Origin of the sequence: Bacillus sp. DX3.1, from assembly GCF_030292155.1 — a bacterium.
GTDB lineage: Bacteria > Bacillota > Bacilli > Bacillales > Bacillaceae_G > Bacillus_A.
In genome coordinates this window covers 1,703,375-1,717,629 of the sequence record NZ_CP128153.1, presented here as the reverse complement: position 1 = coordinate 1,717,629, position 14,255 = coordinate 1,703,375, and the positions used below count along the sequence as shown (strand labels likewise).

At 35.3% G+C, this 14,255-nt stretch carries 13 protein-coding genes; 5 read left to right on the top strand and 8 right to left on the bottom strand.

Annotated elements, in window-relative coordinates; translation table 11 throughout:
- The first annotated feature begins 36 nt into the window (after window positions 1–36).
- The 4 genes from QRE67_RS08550 to QRE67_RS08535 all read left to right on the top strand — a co-directional run bounded on the left by QRE67_RS08550 (window position 37) and on the right by QRE67_RS08535 (window position 2,390).
- Window positions 37–621, top strand: a complete 585-nt coding sequence (locus tag QRE67_RS08550) for an SCO family protein (RefSeq protein WP_286124467.1) — start codon at window positions 37–39, stop codon at window positions 619–621.
- Window positions 622–675: 54 nt separating this feature from the next.
- On the top strand, window positions 676–1,359 hold the full coding sequence (locus tag QRE67_RS08545) for a DsbA family protein (protein WP_286124466.1): 684 nt from the start codon (window positions 676–678) through the stop codon (window positions 1,357–1,359).
- On the top strand, window positions 1,356–1,793 hold the full coding sequence (locus QRE67_RS08540) for a disulfide oxidoreductase (RefSeq protein ID WP_286124465.1): 438 nt from the start codon (window positions 1,356–1,358) through the stop codon (window positions 1,791–1,793). The genes QRE67_RS08545 and QRE67_RS08540 overlap by 4 nt, the downstream gene beginning before the upstream one ends.
- A 66-nt stretch (window positions 1,794–1,859) precedes the next feature.
- The gene (locus QRE67_RS08535; RefSeq protein ID WP_286124464.1) at window positions 1,860–2,390 is read left to right on the top strand and encodes a PCYCGC motif-containing (lipo)protein; all 531 of its coding nucleotides are present in this window, start codon (window positions 1,860–1,862) and stop codon (window positions 2,388–2,390) included.
- A 425-nt stretch (window positions 2,391–2,815) separates the two neighbouring features.
- Here the strand turns inward: QRE67_RS08535 and QRE67_RS08530 are convergent, their stop codons facing one another.
- Window positions 2,816–3,055 carry a hypothetical protein gene (locus QRE67_RS08530; protein WP_286124463.1) on the bottom strand — a complete coding sequence of 80 codons (240 nt, stop codon included), beginning with the start codon at window positions 3,053–3,055 and terminating at the stop codon, window positions 2,816–2,818.
- Window positions 3,056–3,708: 653 nt separating this feature from the next.
- A complete protein-coding gene (locus tag QRE67_RS08525; RefSeq protein WP_286124462.1) occupies window positions 3,709–5,106 on the bottom strand; it encodes an amino acid permease in 1,398 nt (465 codons plus the stop codon).
- Window positions 5,107–5,862: 756 nt separating this feature from the next.
- On the opposite strand from QRE67_RS08525, the gene QRE67_RS08520 reads away from it, so the two are divergent.
- The gene (locus tag QRE67_RS08520) at window positions 5,863–6,330 is read left to right on the top strand and encodes a YozF family protein (protein WP_286124461.1); all 468 of its coding nucleotides are present in this window, start codon (window positions 5,863–5,865) and stop codon (window positions 6,328–6,330) included.
- Between the two features lie 218 nt (window positions 6,331–6,548).
- Here the strand turns inward: QRE67_RS08520 and QRE67_RS08515 are convergent, their stop codons facing one another.
- The 6 genes from QRE67_RS08515 to QRE67_RS08490 all read right to left on the bottom strand — a co-directional run bounded on the left by QRE67_RS08515 (window position 6,549) and on the right by QRE67_RS08490 (window position 14,181).
- Window positions 6,549–7,811: an MFS transporter gene (locus tag QRE67_RS08515; RefSeq protein ID WP_286124460.1), complete on the bottom strand. Its 1,263-nt coding sequence runs from the start codon at window positions 7,809–7,811 to the stop codon at window positions 6,549–6,551.
- Between the two features lie 163 nt (window positions 7,812–7,974).
- Window positions 7,975–9,843, bottom strand: a complete 1,869-nt coding sequence (locus QRE67_RS08510; protein ID WP_286124459.1) for an ABC transporter permease — start codon at window positions 9,841–9,843, stop codon at window positions 7,975–7,977.
- A gap of 12 nt (window positions 9,844–9,855) precedes the next feature.
- Window positions 9,856–10,623, bottom strand: coding sequence for an ABC transporter ATP-binding protein (locus tag QRE67_RS08505; RefSeq protein ID WP_286124458.1), 768 nt, complete (start codon window positions 10,621–10,623; stop codon window positions 9,856–9,858).
- A 399-nt stretch (window positions 10,624–11,022) separates the two neighbouring features.
- Window positions 11,023–12,651 (bottom strand): YndJ family protein, encoded by a 1,629-nt coding sequence (locus QRE67_RS08500; protein ID WP_286124457.1) that lies wholly within the window; start codon window positions 12,649–12,651, stop codon window positions 11,023–11,025.
- The gene (locus QRE67_RS08495; protein WP_286124456.1) at window positions 12,648–13,268 is read right to left on the bottom strand and encodes a DUF4166 domain-containing protein; all 621 of its coding nucleotides are present in this window, start codon (window positions 13,266–13,268) and stop codon (window positions 12,648–12,650) included. The genes QRE67_RS08500 and QRE67_RS08495 overlap by 4 nt, the downstream gene beginning before the upstream one ends.
- A 4-nt stretch (window positions 13,269–13,272) precedes the next feature.
- A complete protein-coding gene (locus tag QRE67_RS08490) occupies window positions 13,273–14,181 on the bottom strand; it encodes a DoxX-like family protein (protein ID WP_286124455.1) in 909 nt (302 codons plus the stop codon).
- Between the last annotated feature and the right edge of the window lie 74 nt (window positions 14,182–14,255).

Below are 14,255 nucleotides of genomic sequence, written 5' to 3'. Positions count from 1 at the left end.
CTCCGTATCTTAAATACAAATTGAAAGGGTATACATATGAAAAAAATACGTTTAATTGGATTACTTATGCTTATTTTCGTAATTACGATCTTAGGAGCATGTAGCGATAACAAACTAAGAGATTCACTAGATTGGGACGTGGAAAAGTTTTCATTTACAGATCAGAACGGGAAAAAGTTTGGTTCATCTGAGTTAAAAGAAAAGGTATGGGTAGCTGATTTTATCTTTACAAGCTGCCAAACAGTTTGCCCACCTATGACAGCCAATATGGCAAAACTTCAGAAAATGTTGAATGCAGAAGGAATTAAAGATGTAGAATTTGTATCATTTAGTGTAGATCCTGAAGTAGACACACCTGAAAAAATAACAGAGTTCATGAAAGTCTATGAAATGGATGCAACTAGGACTCATTTCCTAACAGGCTATACACGACCAGAAATTGAAAAATTTGCAAAAAAGAACTTTCAAGCTCTTGTGACCAAACCAGAAAACAATACACAAGTTATACATGGAACAAGTTTTTATCTTGTCGACAAAAGTGGAAAAGTTGTGAAGAAATATTCAGGTCTACAAAACACACCATATGAAGATATCATCCGAGATATTAAACGAATTCGATAGAATAGAAGATTGTTAGTATTGTCTTATTAAATTCTAAAAAATTGAGGTGTTCACATGAAGAAAAAGCAAGCGTCTCACGTAAAGCTATTACTTGTTATCACATTATTAATCTTTGCTGTAGTTACAGCTTTTGTTGTGATGAATAACAAAGAAGAAAAAGCAACAGGCAATAAAGTTATGAAAGAGTTACCTTCTATAGGAAATCAGCCTACTTTAGGAAAAGAAGATGCACCGGTCTCTATTGTAGAGTTCGGTGATTATAAGTGTCCCGCATGCAAAGCGTGGGGTGAACGAATCTTCCCTCAACTCCAAAAAGATTATATAGATACTGGTAAAGTTAAATTTTCATATGTTAATGTTTTATTCCATGGAACAGAATCTAAATTGTCTGCTTTGGCTGCCGAATCTGTTTTTAAACAAGATCCGCAATCTTATTGGATATTCCATAAGGAAATATTTAAAGCACAGCCACAAAATCATGATAATCCATGGATTACTTCGGAAAAGCTGCTAGAAATCGCGAGAACATATACACCAAATATAAATGTAACTAAGCTAGAAGAGGATTTAAACAAACAAGCGGAGCAAGAAGAAGTAAACAGAGATGAAAAGCTGGTACAAGATTATGGCGTAGAAAAAACACCAAGTATTGTTATTAATGGCACGATGCTATCCGATCCTTATGATTATGAAAAAATCAAAAATTTAATCGAAAAAGCATTGAAGGAAAAGAAATGATGAATACCGTACAAAAAAACTTTGAATGGCGTAACTATACCTTATATATGGCTTGGATCGTTTCAATGGTTGCTACACTAGGTAGTCTGTACTTCAGTGAAGTTCGTGGGTTCATACCATGTGAATTATGCTGGTTCCAACGAATCATGATGTATCCACTCAGTATCATTTTAGGCGTTGCCACATTCTATAACGAAAAGAAAATCAAAAAATATGTGTTACCACTTTCTATTATCGGTGGAAGTATTTCGCTTTATCACTATGCAATACAAAAAATCCCGGGTTTTTCAGAGATTAAACCATGTGTCCAAGGTGTTCCTTGTAATGTAGATTATATTAATTGGCTAGGTTTTATTACAATTCCCTTCTTAGCTTTAATTGCTTTTTGTTTGATTACTTTGTTCATGTTACTAACAAGATCAAAAACGAAATGATTATAGAGCATTATGCAGGAAGTACTATTACATATAAAGGTATTTCTACAGAGAGGAGACAGTATGATGTCAAAGATCATGCCTGTAGTTTTATTGGTAAGCCTATTATTTGTGGTATTAATTGGCTGTAGTTCTGCTAATGATTCATCAGCCAATAAGAACAACAAGACACAGAATCAACAAAACGAGCAAAAAAATGAAGATGATCATTACAAAGACGATATTCTAGAGACGACAACTAGTGTAGAAACACTCCCTTCTTTCCTATCATCATCTAAAAATGGTCAGGTCTCTCAAATTTATGGAATGGCAGGAAAAAACATTGAACTATTAGAATGGATTCCTTGTTACTGTGGTTGTGGAGAAAACTCAGAGCATAGAAGCAATAAAGATTGCTTTATCCGTGAAGTAAAACAGAACGGAGAGGTTATATGGAGCTCTCATGCAATGAAGCACGCGGCTTGTGTAGATATCGCTTTTCAATCTGTATTGATGAAACAAAATGGAGCATCAACTTTAGAAATTCGTCAATATATAGATAAACAATACAAAAAAGAAGATATAAAAGCCACTTCAACACCAATGCCAAGTGCTTAATGTATACGATAAAAACATCTATTACGAAATGAAACAGCCGTCGATATATCGACGGCTGTTTGTTCGTGTAAAAAAATACAATGTTTACTTTCTTATATAACAAACGTGATGTAAGAAGGATAAAATAACAAACATCATAACAATCTTGTGAAAAGAGAAGTTTCATGTCATAAAGGTTATATGACATCTATATTAAAAGAAATTTACGCAGGGGTATTCTCTTTAATGATTCCAAAATTTTTTCTACTGCATTCTCATTTCTACAACATACATACTTGGTTTACTTCAACAATCGCTATCAAACTTTGAAACTATATCTTTACATCTATACATCCAAAACCGAAACTGGTATAGCTTGTTAGTGCTTGCCCCTCTCTCAAAACCGAAAAGTCATTTTCATCAATCTCTTTCCAAATATCCTGCAATTACCACATTTTTTTACCTCCAAACTTGTATGATCCCGAATTGGGAGTACCTTTCAAATCCACAAGATTTAGCACAGAATCAATTCCTGCACTAATGTCGAGGTAAACATAAAAAAGAAGACCACTTGATACGTAAGCAGTCTTCCCAAAAGGAGAAACTTTGATGAAAAAGGTTTCGTTAATATAATACCCAACTCTATGAATTCCATACATTAAATGCTTTTCCTGTTGGTACTCCACGTTCTCTCCTGCACATATCACAAGCTTGTAAAGATATTAATATCAGTCGTACAACAGGTACTATATAAATCCATTTTTATTTTTATACATATAACCTGATTTTTTTAATGTTAACGTGGCATATGACCATGGACAACCTTGGGGTGTAGGTATGGCTGATGACGATGGTGGAGAAATTGTAGTTTCTGAATCTGAACACGGAACTGGATGGTAATAAAAAAGGACCTAATAACTACATCCTTTCTGATTGATAACAAACAATGAATTGCACAATATTAATACAAAGATAAATTAAATAGGATGATATTCAAAATTCACTAAAGAAGAATTTGAGTATCATCCTACTTTTATTCATATTGCTTTTCAATTTAATTATAAAAAACTAGTTCATGTAGCCATTATTAAAAAAATATATACTTCTTGATTAATTTGTAATCACTACACATCACATTGTAGCTTTGATAACAAACATAATAGCAATGTCTCTATGAGAATAATATTCAAATTACTATTTATCCATTTTTAAAAGATTAACTTTTCACTTCAATAAGTATAATTCCATTAATATTCAGTCAAAAAGAGACATAGCGAATATTACAAGTCGTAACAAAAGAAAAACTCACAAAATTACTCATATCAACAAAAACTTACAATTATTTTTTATCTCCAGCCAAATTACTTTTATTTTTTCCATATAACATATAAATAACTAGTCCGAGAATCATCCAAACTATAAAGCGAATCCAGGTAATTACAGGAAGGCTCATAATAAGATAAAATGAAAAACCAATCCCAATTAAAGGAATTAACGGAACTAAAGGTGTCTTAAATTTCCTTTCTAATTCTGGTCGCCTTTTTCTTAACACAATTATAGATGCACAAATTAAAATAAACGCTGACAAAGTACCAATATTAACTAGTTCTGCCACTTCACTAATAGGAGTAACACCCGAGATAATTGCAGTAATAACTCCAATTATTAAAGTTGGACGATGTGGTGTCTTATATTTAGGATGTAACTTTGTAAACCATTTTGGTAACAAACCGTCTCGACTCATAGCAAACCATATTCGTGAACCAGCAAGCATAAAGGAAAATAAAACAGAAAGAATACCGGTAATGGCAGCAGCAGAAATGAATAAAGTAATCCACTTTAATCCAGCATCACTAAAAATTTTAGCTACCGGTGCGGCATTATTCAATGTATCGTATGGTGCCATGCCTGTAATTACCAAAGACATCCCAATATATAGACATAACGCAATAGCCAAAGAAATTACTACAGCTTTCGGTAAATCACGTTGTGGATTTTTTGCTTCTTCTGCCGTTGTAGTTAATGTATCGTAGCCAAATACAGCAAAAAATACAAGAGCAGCACCACTCATTACACCATTGAAACCAAAAGGCATGAAAGGATGCCAATTAGCAGAATCAATATAGAAAATTCCTACAGCAATTACTACTAAAATAATACTTAACTTAATGATAACCATAAGGTTATTAAATTTAGATCCCCACTCCATACCCAATGTCAACAAACCCGCAATAGCAAGACTTATGATCATTGCAATTAAATCTACTCTATGACCAGCACCTGTACCTGGAGCTCCTTGAGCCCAGACGGGAATATGAATTCCAATTTGTTGAAGTAATTCTTGCATATAACCAGACCACCCGATGGCGACTACCCCAACTACTAAAATATATTCGAGTAAAAGATCCCACCCAATTAGCCAAGCTACACCTTCTCCCAGTACAGCATAGCTGTATGTATAAGCACTTCCAGCAACAGGAATTAATCCAGCAAATTCCGCATAGCATAACGCAGCTGCTGCACTAGCTAATCCTGCAATGATAAAAGATAAAATAACTGCAGGTCCTGCGTGTTCAGAAGCCGCTACACCAGTTAACACAAAGATGCCTACTCCAATAATGCCTCCTAAACCAATTGCAGTAAGTTGCCACAATCCTAGAACTCGATTTAATCCATTACTTTTGCGGCCTTCTTTTTGCAATTGGTCTATAGACTTTCTTCTAATGAAAGCATTCATTCCATTTCCTCCTACTATGACCTTGAAAAATAAAATAAATAAGTCAAATTTTAATTATTTTAGCATAATTAAGTATTTTTATGCAATTCTTTTTATCAGTTAATATGTGGTATAAAAATACAATAAATTCAAATATTATACCCCCCATTCAAATACAAAGAAACTATATAAATATAAATTAAAAAACCGACATAAACCCCTTCTTTTTAGGCGGGAGAGAGCACCCGTTCATGCATAGAAGCGGTCAGATCCTTTTCCTGCCCAGACATAGTGAAAACAAAGAGAGAAAACGAGTGCAGGTCACCTTTTGTTATCCATAGCCACGGCTATATGTCGAAAAATCAAAATGGATTTATACAGATAATATAAGTCAATCTATAATTCTGAGTACCACCACCTAATGTTCACTCAAACAAAAAAGGAACTATCATAGAATTGTCCCTTTTTAATCCCTAATATTAGTTACCGTTTATTGTACTTTTGCATCATCCAAGCGAATTTCCATAGCATGGCATGCTCTATGTTATCTAACCAAAATTCTAGCGTTACCTGCATATTATTGTCTATATACCCAATAATATTTAATCCCTGTTCACTCCTGGTATAATAGTTCGTTCTATACATACTAAACAATCTATCTTTTTGAATATTCATCACCATTTTACTATGCTTTCATGATTCACTGCATAATTTATGAAATATCGCACAGACTAACTGAATAAAAGCTAACATTATTAATAAATTGGAGACCTATACATGAAAAGAAAAGTACTGCTCTTACTTGCTTTCATATGCTTTGCACTCCCTCTTCAAACAAGCGCTTTTACATTTCAAGAACTGCCAGTTGCATCGAAGTCTAAACAATGGTATATCGAAATTGATAAATCCAAAAGTGAAAATCTAAAAGCACTGCAACCCAAAAATGGTGAATTTGATACATACAGTTTATTTGTAAAAAATATCGGGAAAGACGTATCCAATGTATCCGTTGAAGTATATCGAAATGATCCTCAGGCAAGAAAGGCTTACGAACTTTTTAGCGTTTCTGATATGAGTATATCCAAGAGTCGAACAAGTTTTACGCATATGAATTTCCCGTTATATGCGAAAGCAAATAAATTTGAGGTTGTAATCAAATGGGAAGAAAAACAGTTTACTTATAATGGACACCCAGAAAATGCAGGAAGAAAATACAAGCAAACATTCGTATTTAACGAGCAGTAAGCTCTGCCTTTAAGCAGAGCTTACTATTTTTTCACGTCAAACCATGGCTATATGGTAGAAAAAGTTCTTACGTTCCTTTTCTTAATTCTCAAAGATACTTCTACAAATATTGCAAAGGAAAAGATTCAAATATAAATATTTTGGTACCCATTGCCTGAATACCAAAATATTTATTCGTTTTTATGTATTTGAATTGAACCGCTTCAGAAACTCCACATTTAATCAAATTGACGAATGCTTGGAACAGATAGAGCACTTACGACCACTACAATAGCTGCAATCGCTAAAATCGCAATGGTCAAAGTTCCGCCGATCACATCGGCCAACCAGCCCACTCCCAAATACCCTAGCGGTAATAACGCAAAGGATCCGAGCATGTCGAGACTAGCAACTCTCCCGAATGCTTCTTCCGGTACAAGCTCTTGTAAACTCGTCTCCCAAATCAATCCAAAAATCATAATACCAAATCCTTCAACTGCCATCAATCCAATTAATCCCGGAGCCCACGAAACAAAAGGCATGATCAAAAGTGCCAGGCCGCTGATCAAAACACCGCCATAAGCAAATAACCCTCGCTTATGCCATTGTTGTTTCCCACCGAAAATGAGGGCAGCAACTACTGCACCCCCTCCAGAGAATGCCATGCCGAGACCGTAGACAAAAGGTTCAAAGTGATGGTGAATATTGAATAACCATGGAATTAATACAACGACGATACCCGCGTAACAAATATTAATAAATGAGAACGCTAAAATCGTGATCCATAACCAAGGATGACTCTTTAATACGACAATCCCTTCCGTAAAATCTTTTTTTATATTAAATGTATTGTCCGCAGATTCTTGCACTTTTTTTGTTTTCAAATCTCTTAAAAATAATAAACATATAAAAGAGAGCAAATATGTTAACGCGTCTAAACCAAACCCGAAACCTGCTGATGTAACAGAAACAATGAGCCCCCCAAGCGCTGGACCGATTAAGCGTACACCTTGATTACTCACCTGAGTCAATGCGTTAGCCGCATTACGAATTTCTGGCACAAATACTCTCGCTCGCACCGCTGAATAGGCAGGTTGAAACAAACCATCCATAAGGCCATATATTGCTACTAATACATATAGAATTGTAATTGTTAAAATATCTGAAAAAATAAGTACCGTGAGCGTTATCATTAATATAAATCGAACAATGTCAGTGAATAACATCAATTTAATACGGTTGAGACGGTCAACGATTAGCCCTGAAAACGGTAAAACCAGTACGTTTGGAAGCATGTACATCGCCATCGTCATTCCCATAACAACTGTTGACCCTGTTAAGTTATATACAACCACTGGAAGAATGACCATTGTAATGGAACTTCCAAGGACTGAAAGTAGTTGACCAATCCATAAGAAAGTAAAATGGCGCGATTTTGTAATTGGTAATAACAATTGATTTACATAACTTGGACTTTTATTCTCTTGTATCTCCCCTTGCATACTTTTCCTCCTTGTTCAAAATGAAATAACACAATATTCTCTTTTATTATAGCACTCAAACGTGAGAATTTTCCGAAAAAACATTCATCTCAATGTATTAAAGGCTTTAAAAGCAAAAAGTACATCACTCCAAATCAGTGATGTACCAATATATATAGGAAATTCATCTTTCTTTCGGCAATACCATACCTTTATACAAGACTACTGTAATCCAGTAATATGCAAGATAAATGAGTATAAACAAGCTAATTGGCACCCAAATTTTCACATACGGATCAAGCAGAATGAATGAAAAGAGATTCATACCGACAAGTACATGAGCAATTCCAACAAGACCAGGGAATAAGAAGATGAAAAATACTTCTTTATAGATGCTGAGAGAGAGCATCCCTTTTCTTACACCAATTTTTCGTAGCATTGCATAGCGGCGTGTATCTCTAGATGCTCCTGTTAAAATTTTAAACATGAGTGAGCTTGCCATCATTGCAAGAAAGGCAATACCTAGGAAAAAGCCCATAAACATCGTGCCACTCATAAAGGAATACATAAACTGATAAGTCGTCATTTTCGTTTGCATCTCTACTTCTTCACCAACATTTTTTTCAGCAACTTCTTTTTGTCGTTGATCAATTTTAGTAAGTAACGGTTTATATTTTTGCAAATCATCGACACGAACTAAAAGAAGTGAATGCGATGTCCCTTGTACTTTGTCATAGTTTTCTTTGTCCGCAATACGAAGTGGTTTTCCTCCGAATTGATTATAGCTAATTTGAAATTCTCGAATGAGTGCTTCTTCCCATTGATCTGGCATACCTGGGTGTTTCCGCGTGTCTGGATTCTCAAGTGAAGTGTATACCGATTCAGGAAGTACCTCTTTCACACGGACACGAACTAGTTCTTTACTTTTTTTCGCACTTTGGTGCTCAGAAATAAGTGGTGGGTGATCAAGTAAATCATCACGTAAAAAGTAAACAGCTTCTTCATTTTCTTTATAGGCATATTTTTTTTCTTCTGTAATGTTCATTTGCTTTAACGCATGTACATCTTCTACATTTGGATCATGAATCGTCGCATCATACACACGTGAAAACTCTGTCGTCATCCCGACATTTTTTTGAAACGCCATCCCCGCTGTCATCGCACCAGCACCTAATGCAATTAGCATTGCAACTGTACCTAGTACTCTCGATAAGCTGTTAATACGAAAGCGTAGCTGAGCAAATGTAAAACTATTAAGCCCTGTCTCATTTCTTTTTTTATTTTTCTTTAGCATCGTAACAAATAAAGGCAGCAGCGAACCAAATATAAAATAAGTTCCAATAGTCGTACAAATTGTCGCAGCTATAAGGCCAGTTTCCTGCATCTTCTCCACATGAACAATGGAGTAATACCCAATTCCTAACATCAAAATACCAAGAACCGTAAAGATTGTAATACGACGTTTACTTTTTTCTACCGTATCTTGCGTTTCATCTTCTCGTATGAGCTCTAGTTCTGTTTTACGCAGGAGACGGATACTATTTACGATACCTGTAACTACAAAGAGCACAAAGAAGAAAAGGAGCGTTGTGAGTAAAGCAGGCATATAAAACGCCTCGTACCCTTTCGCTGATACATCCATCCCATTTATAAGAAAGTTCCCCACTGTACTTGCTAATACGAGACCTACCGCACTTCCAATGATAAGAGCGACAGTACCAAGCCCTAACGTTTCAATAAATAGTAACTGTGCAACCTTTTTCTTTTTTGCACCAAGCATCATGTACATCCCTAACTCTTTTCGGCGTAATGTGAGCAAGAACGAATTGGCATATAGTATGTAAAACAATGTAATAAAGGAAAGTAATACAGCTCCTACACCAAAGACGAGACGAATACTACTAATGATACTGTTTTCTTTTGTAAACGCAGTATTTAAAGCCATCGTTTGAAACATATAAAAAATACTAATGCTAATCACAAGACCGATTAAAAGGACAAGATAGTCTTTCATCATCTTTCGTATACTATGTACGGATAATTTCAGTAACATGTTCTCACCTCCTTATATCGCTTCCTGGGAAGATCCCATTTTTCCAAGCACACTTAGAATATCTTGATAAAATGCTTCTCGACTTCCAGTGCGGTGAACTTCTTTATAAAGCAATCCGTCTTGTATAAACAAAATACGCTGACAATAGCTTGCACTAAACGCATCATGTGTTACCATCATAATGCTCACCTCATGATTTTCATGTAAGTCTTGCATTGCTTCTAATAAGCTTTTGGCATTTTTACTATCAAGTGCACCTGTTGGCTCATCTGCCAAAACAATTGCCGGATTATGTACGAGTGCGCGCGCTGCGGCAGTGCGCTGTTTTTGACCACCGGAAACAGCAGTTGGATATTTCTCTAAAATTTCTTGTATCCCAAGTTTCTTAGCAACCTCTTGTACTTTTCCACCAATATCTTTGGACGGTACTCCTTGCAATGAAAGCGGCAATGCAATATTTTCATAGATGGAGAGATTCTCAAGAAGGTTAAAGTCTTGAAAAATAAAACCTAGTTTTTGCGCCCTGAAATCAGACAATGTATTTCCCTTCATTTTCGTAATATCTGTTCCAGCAATCGTAACTGTACCACCAGTCGCCTGATCGAGTGTCGAAATCACATTCAAAAGCGTCGTTTTACCAGAACCCGAAGGTCCCATAATCCCCACAAACTCTCCCTCTTTTACTGATAACGTTACACCCTTTAATGCCTTCGATTGATTTTCATTCTTTTTTCCGTATACTTTCTCTACCTGTTTTACCTCTACTACTGCACTCCCCATAACTTCATCCCCTATCTCTTAGTATCTGTTATTATCTTCTCAGAAATTTTTTAAGTTTCTTGTGGGGAATTTCTTAAGAATTCTTAAGAATTACTGATGGTCAAATAAAAAATGCCTATGGTCTGATACCAAAGGCATTTTTTAGGTTATGTTGAAGTATACGAAGGCTCTTTACTTATATATAAATCCATTTTGATTTTTCGACATATAGCCGCGGTTTTGGATAACAAAAGGTTGCACTCGTTTTCTCTCTTTGTTTTCACTTGGCATGGGGCAGGAAAAGGATCTGACCGCCTCTATGCATGACCGGATGCTCTCTCCCACCTAAAAAGAAGGGTTTTATGTCGGTTTTTTAATTTGTATTTATATAAATTATCCAACTTACACACCCCATCCTCATTAACGAAGATTTTTCACTCTTTCAATCTCATAATCAATCTCCAAAAATTTCACACCAAATATCCACATTTGATGATGTGCTGTTAAAGTTGTTTCATCTTTTTCTTTTATCGTAAACGTTTCGGATAACGGTAAGCGAATCGTAAAGAAACGACTATGTAAATAAATGCCTTCGTCCCCTCTTGCACTTTTTCTTAGTCGGCTCGTAATAATAAGATCCTTGTTATGATTACGTAGTTTTAAAATACCGGTCATATTCGAATATGGTAATGGCAGCGCAATATTCATATACGTTTCCCCATTATATTCGTGCAGAGAATAGAGCGCGACAAAGATCGTTTCATCTTGTTCATTTTTCCGAACCCACGCTCTTACATCTTTTCTACCGTCTTTATCATCTTTTATAGCAACGATGTTACCGTGCATGGTTTCCCACTGATTCCCCGTTCCTAAATGAATTTGCTGCACACGTCGACTTATTTTTTCGTATAGGAAGGCAAAAGGCTGAAACCAACGTGCCCAATGAATATTCGCTTTTAATTCATAGTTTTTCGTATGCTCATAAAAATCAACGATACGTGGTAATACGTTCCTTGCATCAAACTGCTTACCATGAAAGTCTGTCATTTTATTTACAAGACCTGTATATTCTCTCTTCTCTACTAGATCATTTTGTAACAAAACATTCTCTCCAACTTTCCTTTTCCCTTTGATATGACTCATCGGTTTTCCATAATGTATGTATATCGGAGCATTTTTTTCAATCATCCAGCCAACAAACACAGGCAATGCCACACCAATTCCATTCACCACTCCATGAATCCAAACCATCTGAGCAATCGTAATGGTCATGACTTGCCGGAAGTTCCCATATGAGTATAAAAGCGAAAAGAAGATCGTAATCATAAGTGTACTAGACGAAATAATAAGAAGAATTTCCGCACTCATAAAGGTAAATTTCGTTTTCCACACGAAAACACCATAAGCGTAAAGCGAAATAAGATAAATAAGTACGGCAAAAAATTCAAATGTCCTCGAATAGGTAATACCAAGTGCTACTGTCATCGGAGAGATGACGATAATAAACGTAATGACCACATACAGTTTATTTTTCTTCTGTTGTTTTCTACCTAGCAAACCTGCAGATAAAGGAAGTAGAAAAGCAGAATAATGAAAATGAGCTGCTGTTAGCAAAACAATATCTGAACTAAACTGCATAATTGGTATGTTTGCTACCGAGGCAAAGAACCAAAAACCACCTAAAAACAAGTAGATAAAACCACTATCAATTGCCGTTTCTTCTAGCGGCCTCCATCCTCTTTCTAGCAATCTACTTAATCCGAATAAAGCAATGATACCTGTATATAAGAACCAAATAATCGCAAAGAAAAATTGATTTGTTACAAAAGCAAGCATTGCACTAATCGCTGCCACTGGATATAGGAGCGATACAAACCTATGTAATGGTAATATAGATCCATCTCTTTTATACTTATCAACAATACAAAATGACATTGGTATAAATAGAAGAATCGATAATAAAATGATGGATTCAACGGGATGTAACTTTGGCCATTCCACTATCAGAAAAATGATGTAACATATAAGTCCAATAGCTATATTTTTCATAAATTTGTATCCCTTTCCATAAACGTTCCCTTATAAGAGAAAAGCGGTCCTAACAATGGATTTCGGACTTGTACATGAATTCGATAACAATCCAATTCATCATCATAGCTCTCTGTAATCTTTGCCTCTCCGTATAAGAACTTTGGCAATGGTATTTTCATTCCAAATAAGTAGAACCATTGCTTTTTCGATGCAATATGAATCGCTCCTTTTTCATCAACATGAAACGCAAGCGTTGATACAAGCAAATGCGGTTCACCAAAATAGTCAACAATTTCATCTTGTTCATCATTTAAGTACATAATGGCATTAAAATAACGCTTTTTTGTTCCAAATAGAAACATACGGTTCCACCTTACAAATACTTCACCTTTATGATCCTTCTCTGCAGTATTATGAATCGTAAATGGCACTTCTTCGCCTCTTTCTGAAAAGAACATCCGGAACTTTGCTGCAACTTTTAAGATCGTTCTTGCAACAACAGAACCTTCTGTAATTTCATCCATTCGCCCTTCTCCTATAAAGCTATGTTCTTCCGTAATTGCATAACGTTTTTGTAATTTTGGGTGTAAATGATGATAGGATTCTCCTAATAATGTTTCATAGATGCTAGGCACATGTTTACCCCTTTCTATTTCTCTTACAATGTTTTGCTCGTGGTAAGTCACTACTATTCATATAGCCAATGATTGATAATCCAATTAGTGTAATATTTAAGGTAATTGGATTAAATGGTTGTATAAAACTAGCAACATTTGTGAATCCTGCTGCAGCTATCAAAACCAATAGAATGGTCATATGAAATAAAAATAACTTCCTCTTTTGAAAAGGTAACAACCACATGATTCCAAACAATATTTCTAAAAATCCAATCATTTTAATAGCTAATATACTATTATCAGTTGAACCAATAAGAACAGAAAGCATCCGTACCTCTTCCGGATGAGCAAACAACACTTTCGGAATTAGCCCTTGATAGATCCAAACAAATGAAAATAAGAAACAAACGAGCCAATACGTAACCGCTCTTCGTAATAATAAGCGTGGATGAAATCCCTTTTCTAACCATAATTTTAAAGCATCAAAACTCCATGCCGTTGCCCAACCTAATAGCGAGCGAAATATGTATAAATCTATGAATTTCCCTATACTTCCGAACCTTGTGTCATAATCATACTGCGTTTCGAAGCTAATGTTTTTTCCATTCGGCGTATACTTCCAATAGCCTCTTCCTACTTGTATCAATGATAACTTGCTGTCTGTCCAAAATTTCAGCGAAGAAATTCGCTCTCCCGTTTCTTTTTGTAATTCTCCTATCGATTCTCCTTCTCCAGCTATTTCAAGCCCAAAACCGATTTTTGTTTTATATAAAAAACGTTGTGGCTCGCCTTCCTTTTTCTCTAAATATGATATGCCGGTAAAACGTGCATCCCACTCTGTATGTAGCTTCGGATCTTGTGTATATTTCCAAAGTTCGTCCATTGATGTTGCCATTTCAGTTTGAACATAAATTGGTTTTTTCTTTTTCATTTACACCCCTCCATTCATATTATCTATATAATTCATTTATATGTAAAATTATATTTCCGCTAAACTTTTTTAAC

Coding starts and splice junctions, on each gene's coding strand:
- QRE67_RS08550 (WP_286124467.1), top strand. CDS start 37: ATGAAAAAAATACGTTTAATTGGATTACTTATGCTTATTTTCGTAATT.
- QRE67_RS08545 (WP_286124466.1), top strand. CDS start 676: ATGAAGAAAAAGCAAGCGTCTCACGTAAAGCTATTACTTGTTATCACA.
- QRE67_RS08540 (WP_286124465.1), top strand. CDS start 1,356: ATGATGAATACCGTACAAAAAAACTTTGAATGGCGTAACTATACCTTA.
- QRE67_RS08535 (WP_286124464.1), top strand. CDS start 1,860: ATGTCAAAGATCATGCCTGTAGTTTTATTGGTAAGCCTATTATTTGTG.
- QRE67_RS08525 (WP_286124462.1), bottom strand. CDS start 5,106: ATGAATGCTTTCATTAGAAGAAAGTCTATAGACCAATTGCAAAAAGAA.
- QRE67_RS08520 (WP_286124461.1), top strand. CDS start 5,863: ATGAAAAGAAAAGTACTGCTCTTACTTGCTTTCATATGCTTTGCACTC.
- QRE67_RS08515 (WP_286124460.1), bottom strand. CDS start 7,811: ATGCAAGGGGAGATACAAGAGAATAAAAGTCCAAGTTATGTAAATCAA.
- QRE67_RS08510 (WP_286124459.1), bottom strand. CDS start 9,843: ATGTTACTGAAATTATCCGTACATAGTATACGAAAGATGATGAAAGAC.
- QRE67_RS08505 (WP_286124458.1), bottom strand. CDS start 10,623: ATGGGGAGTGCAGTAGTAGAGGTAAAACAGGTAGAGAAAGTATACGGA.
- QRE67_RS08500 (WP_286124457.1), bottom strand. CDS start 12,651: ATGAAAAATATAGCTATTGGACTTATATGTTACATCATTTTTCTGATA.
- QRE67_RS08490 (WP_286124455.1), bottom strand. CDS start 14,181: ATGAAAAAGAAAAAACCAATTTATGTTCAAACTGAAATGGCAACATCA.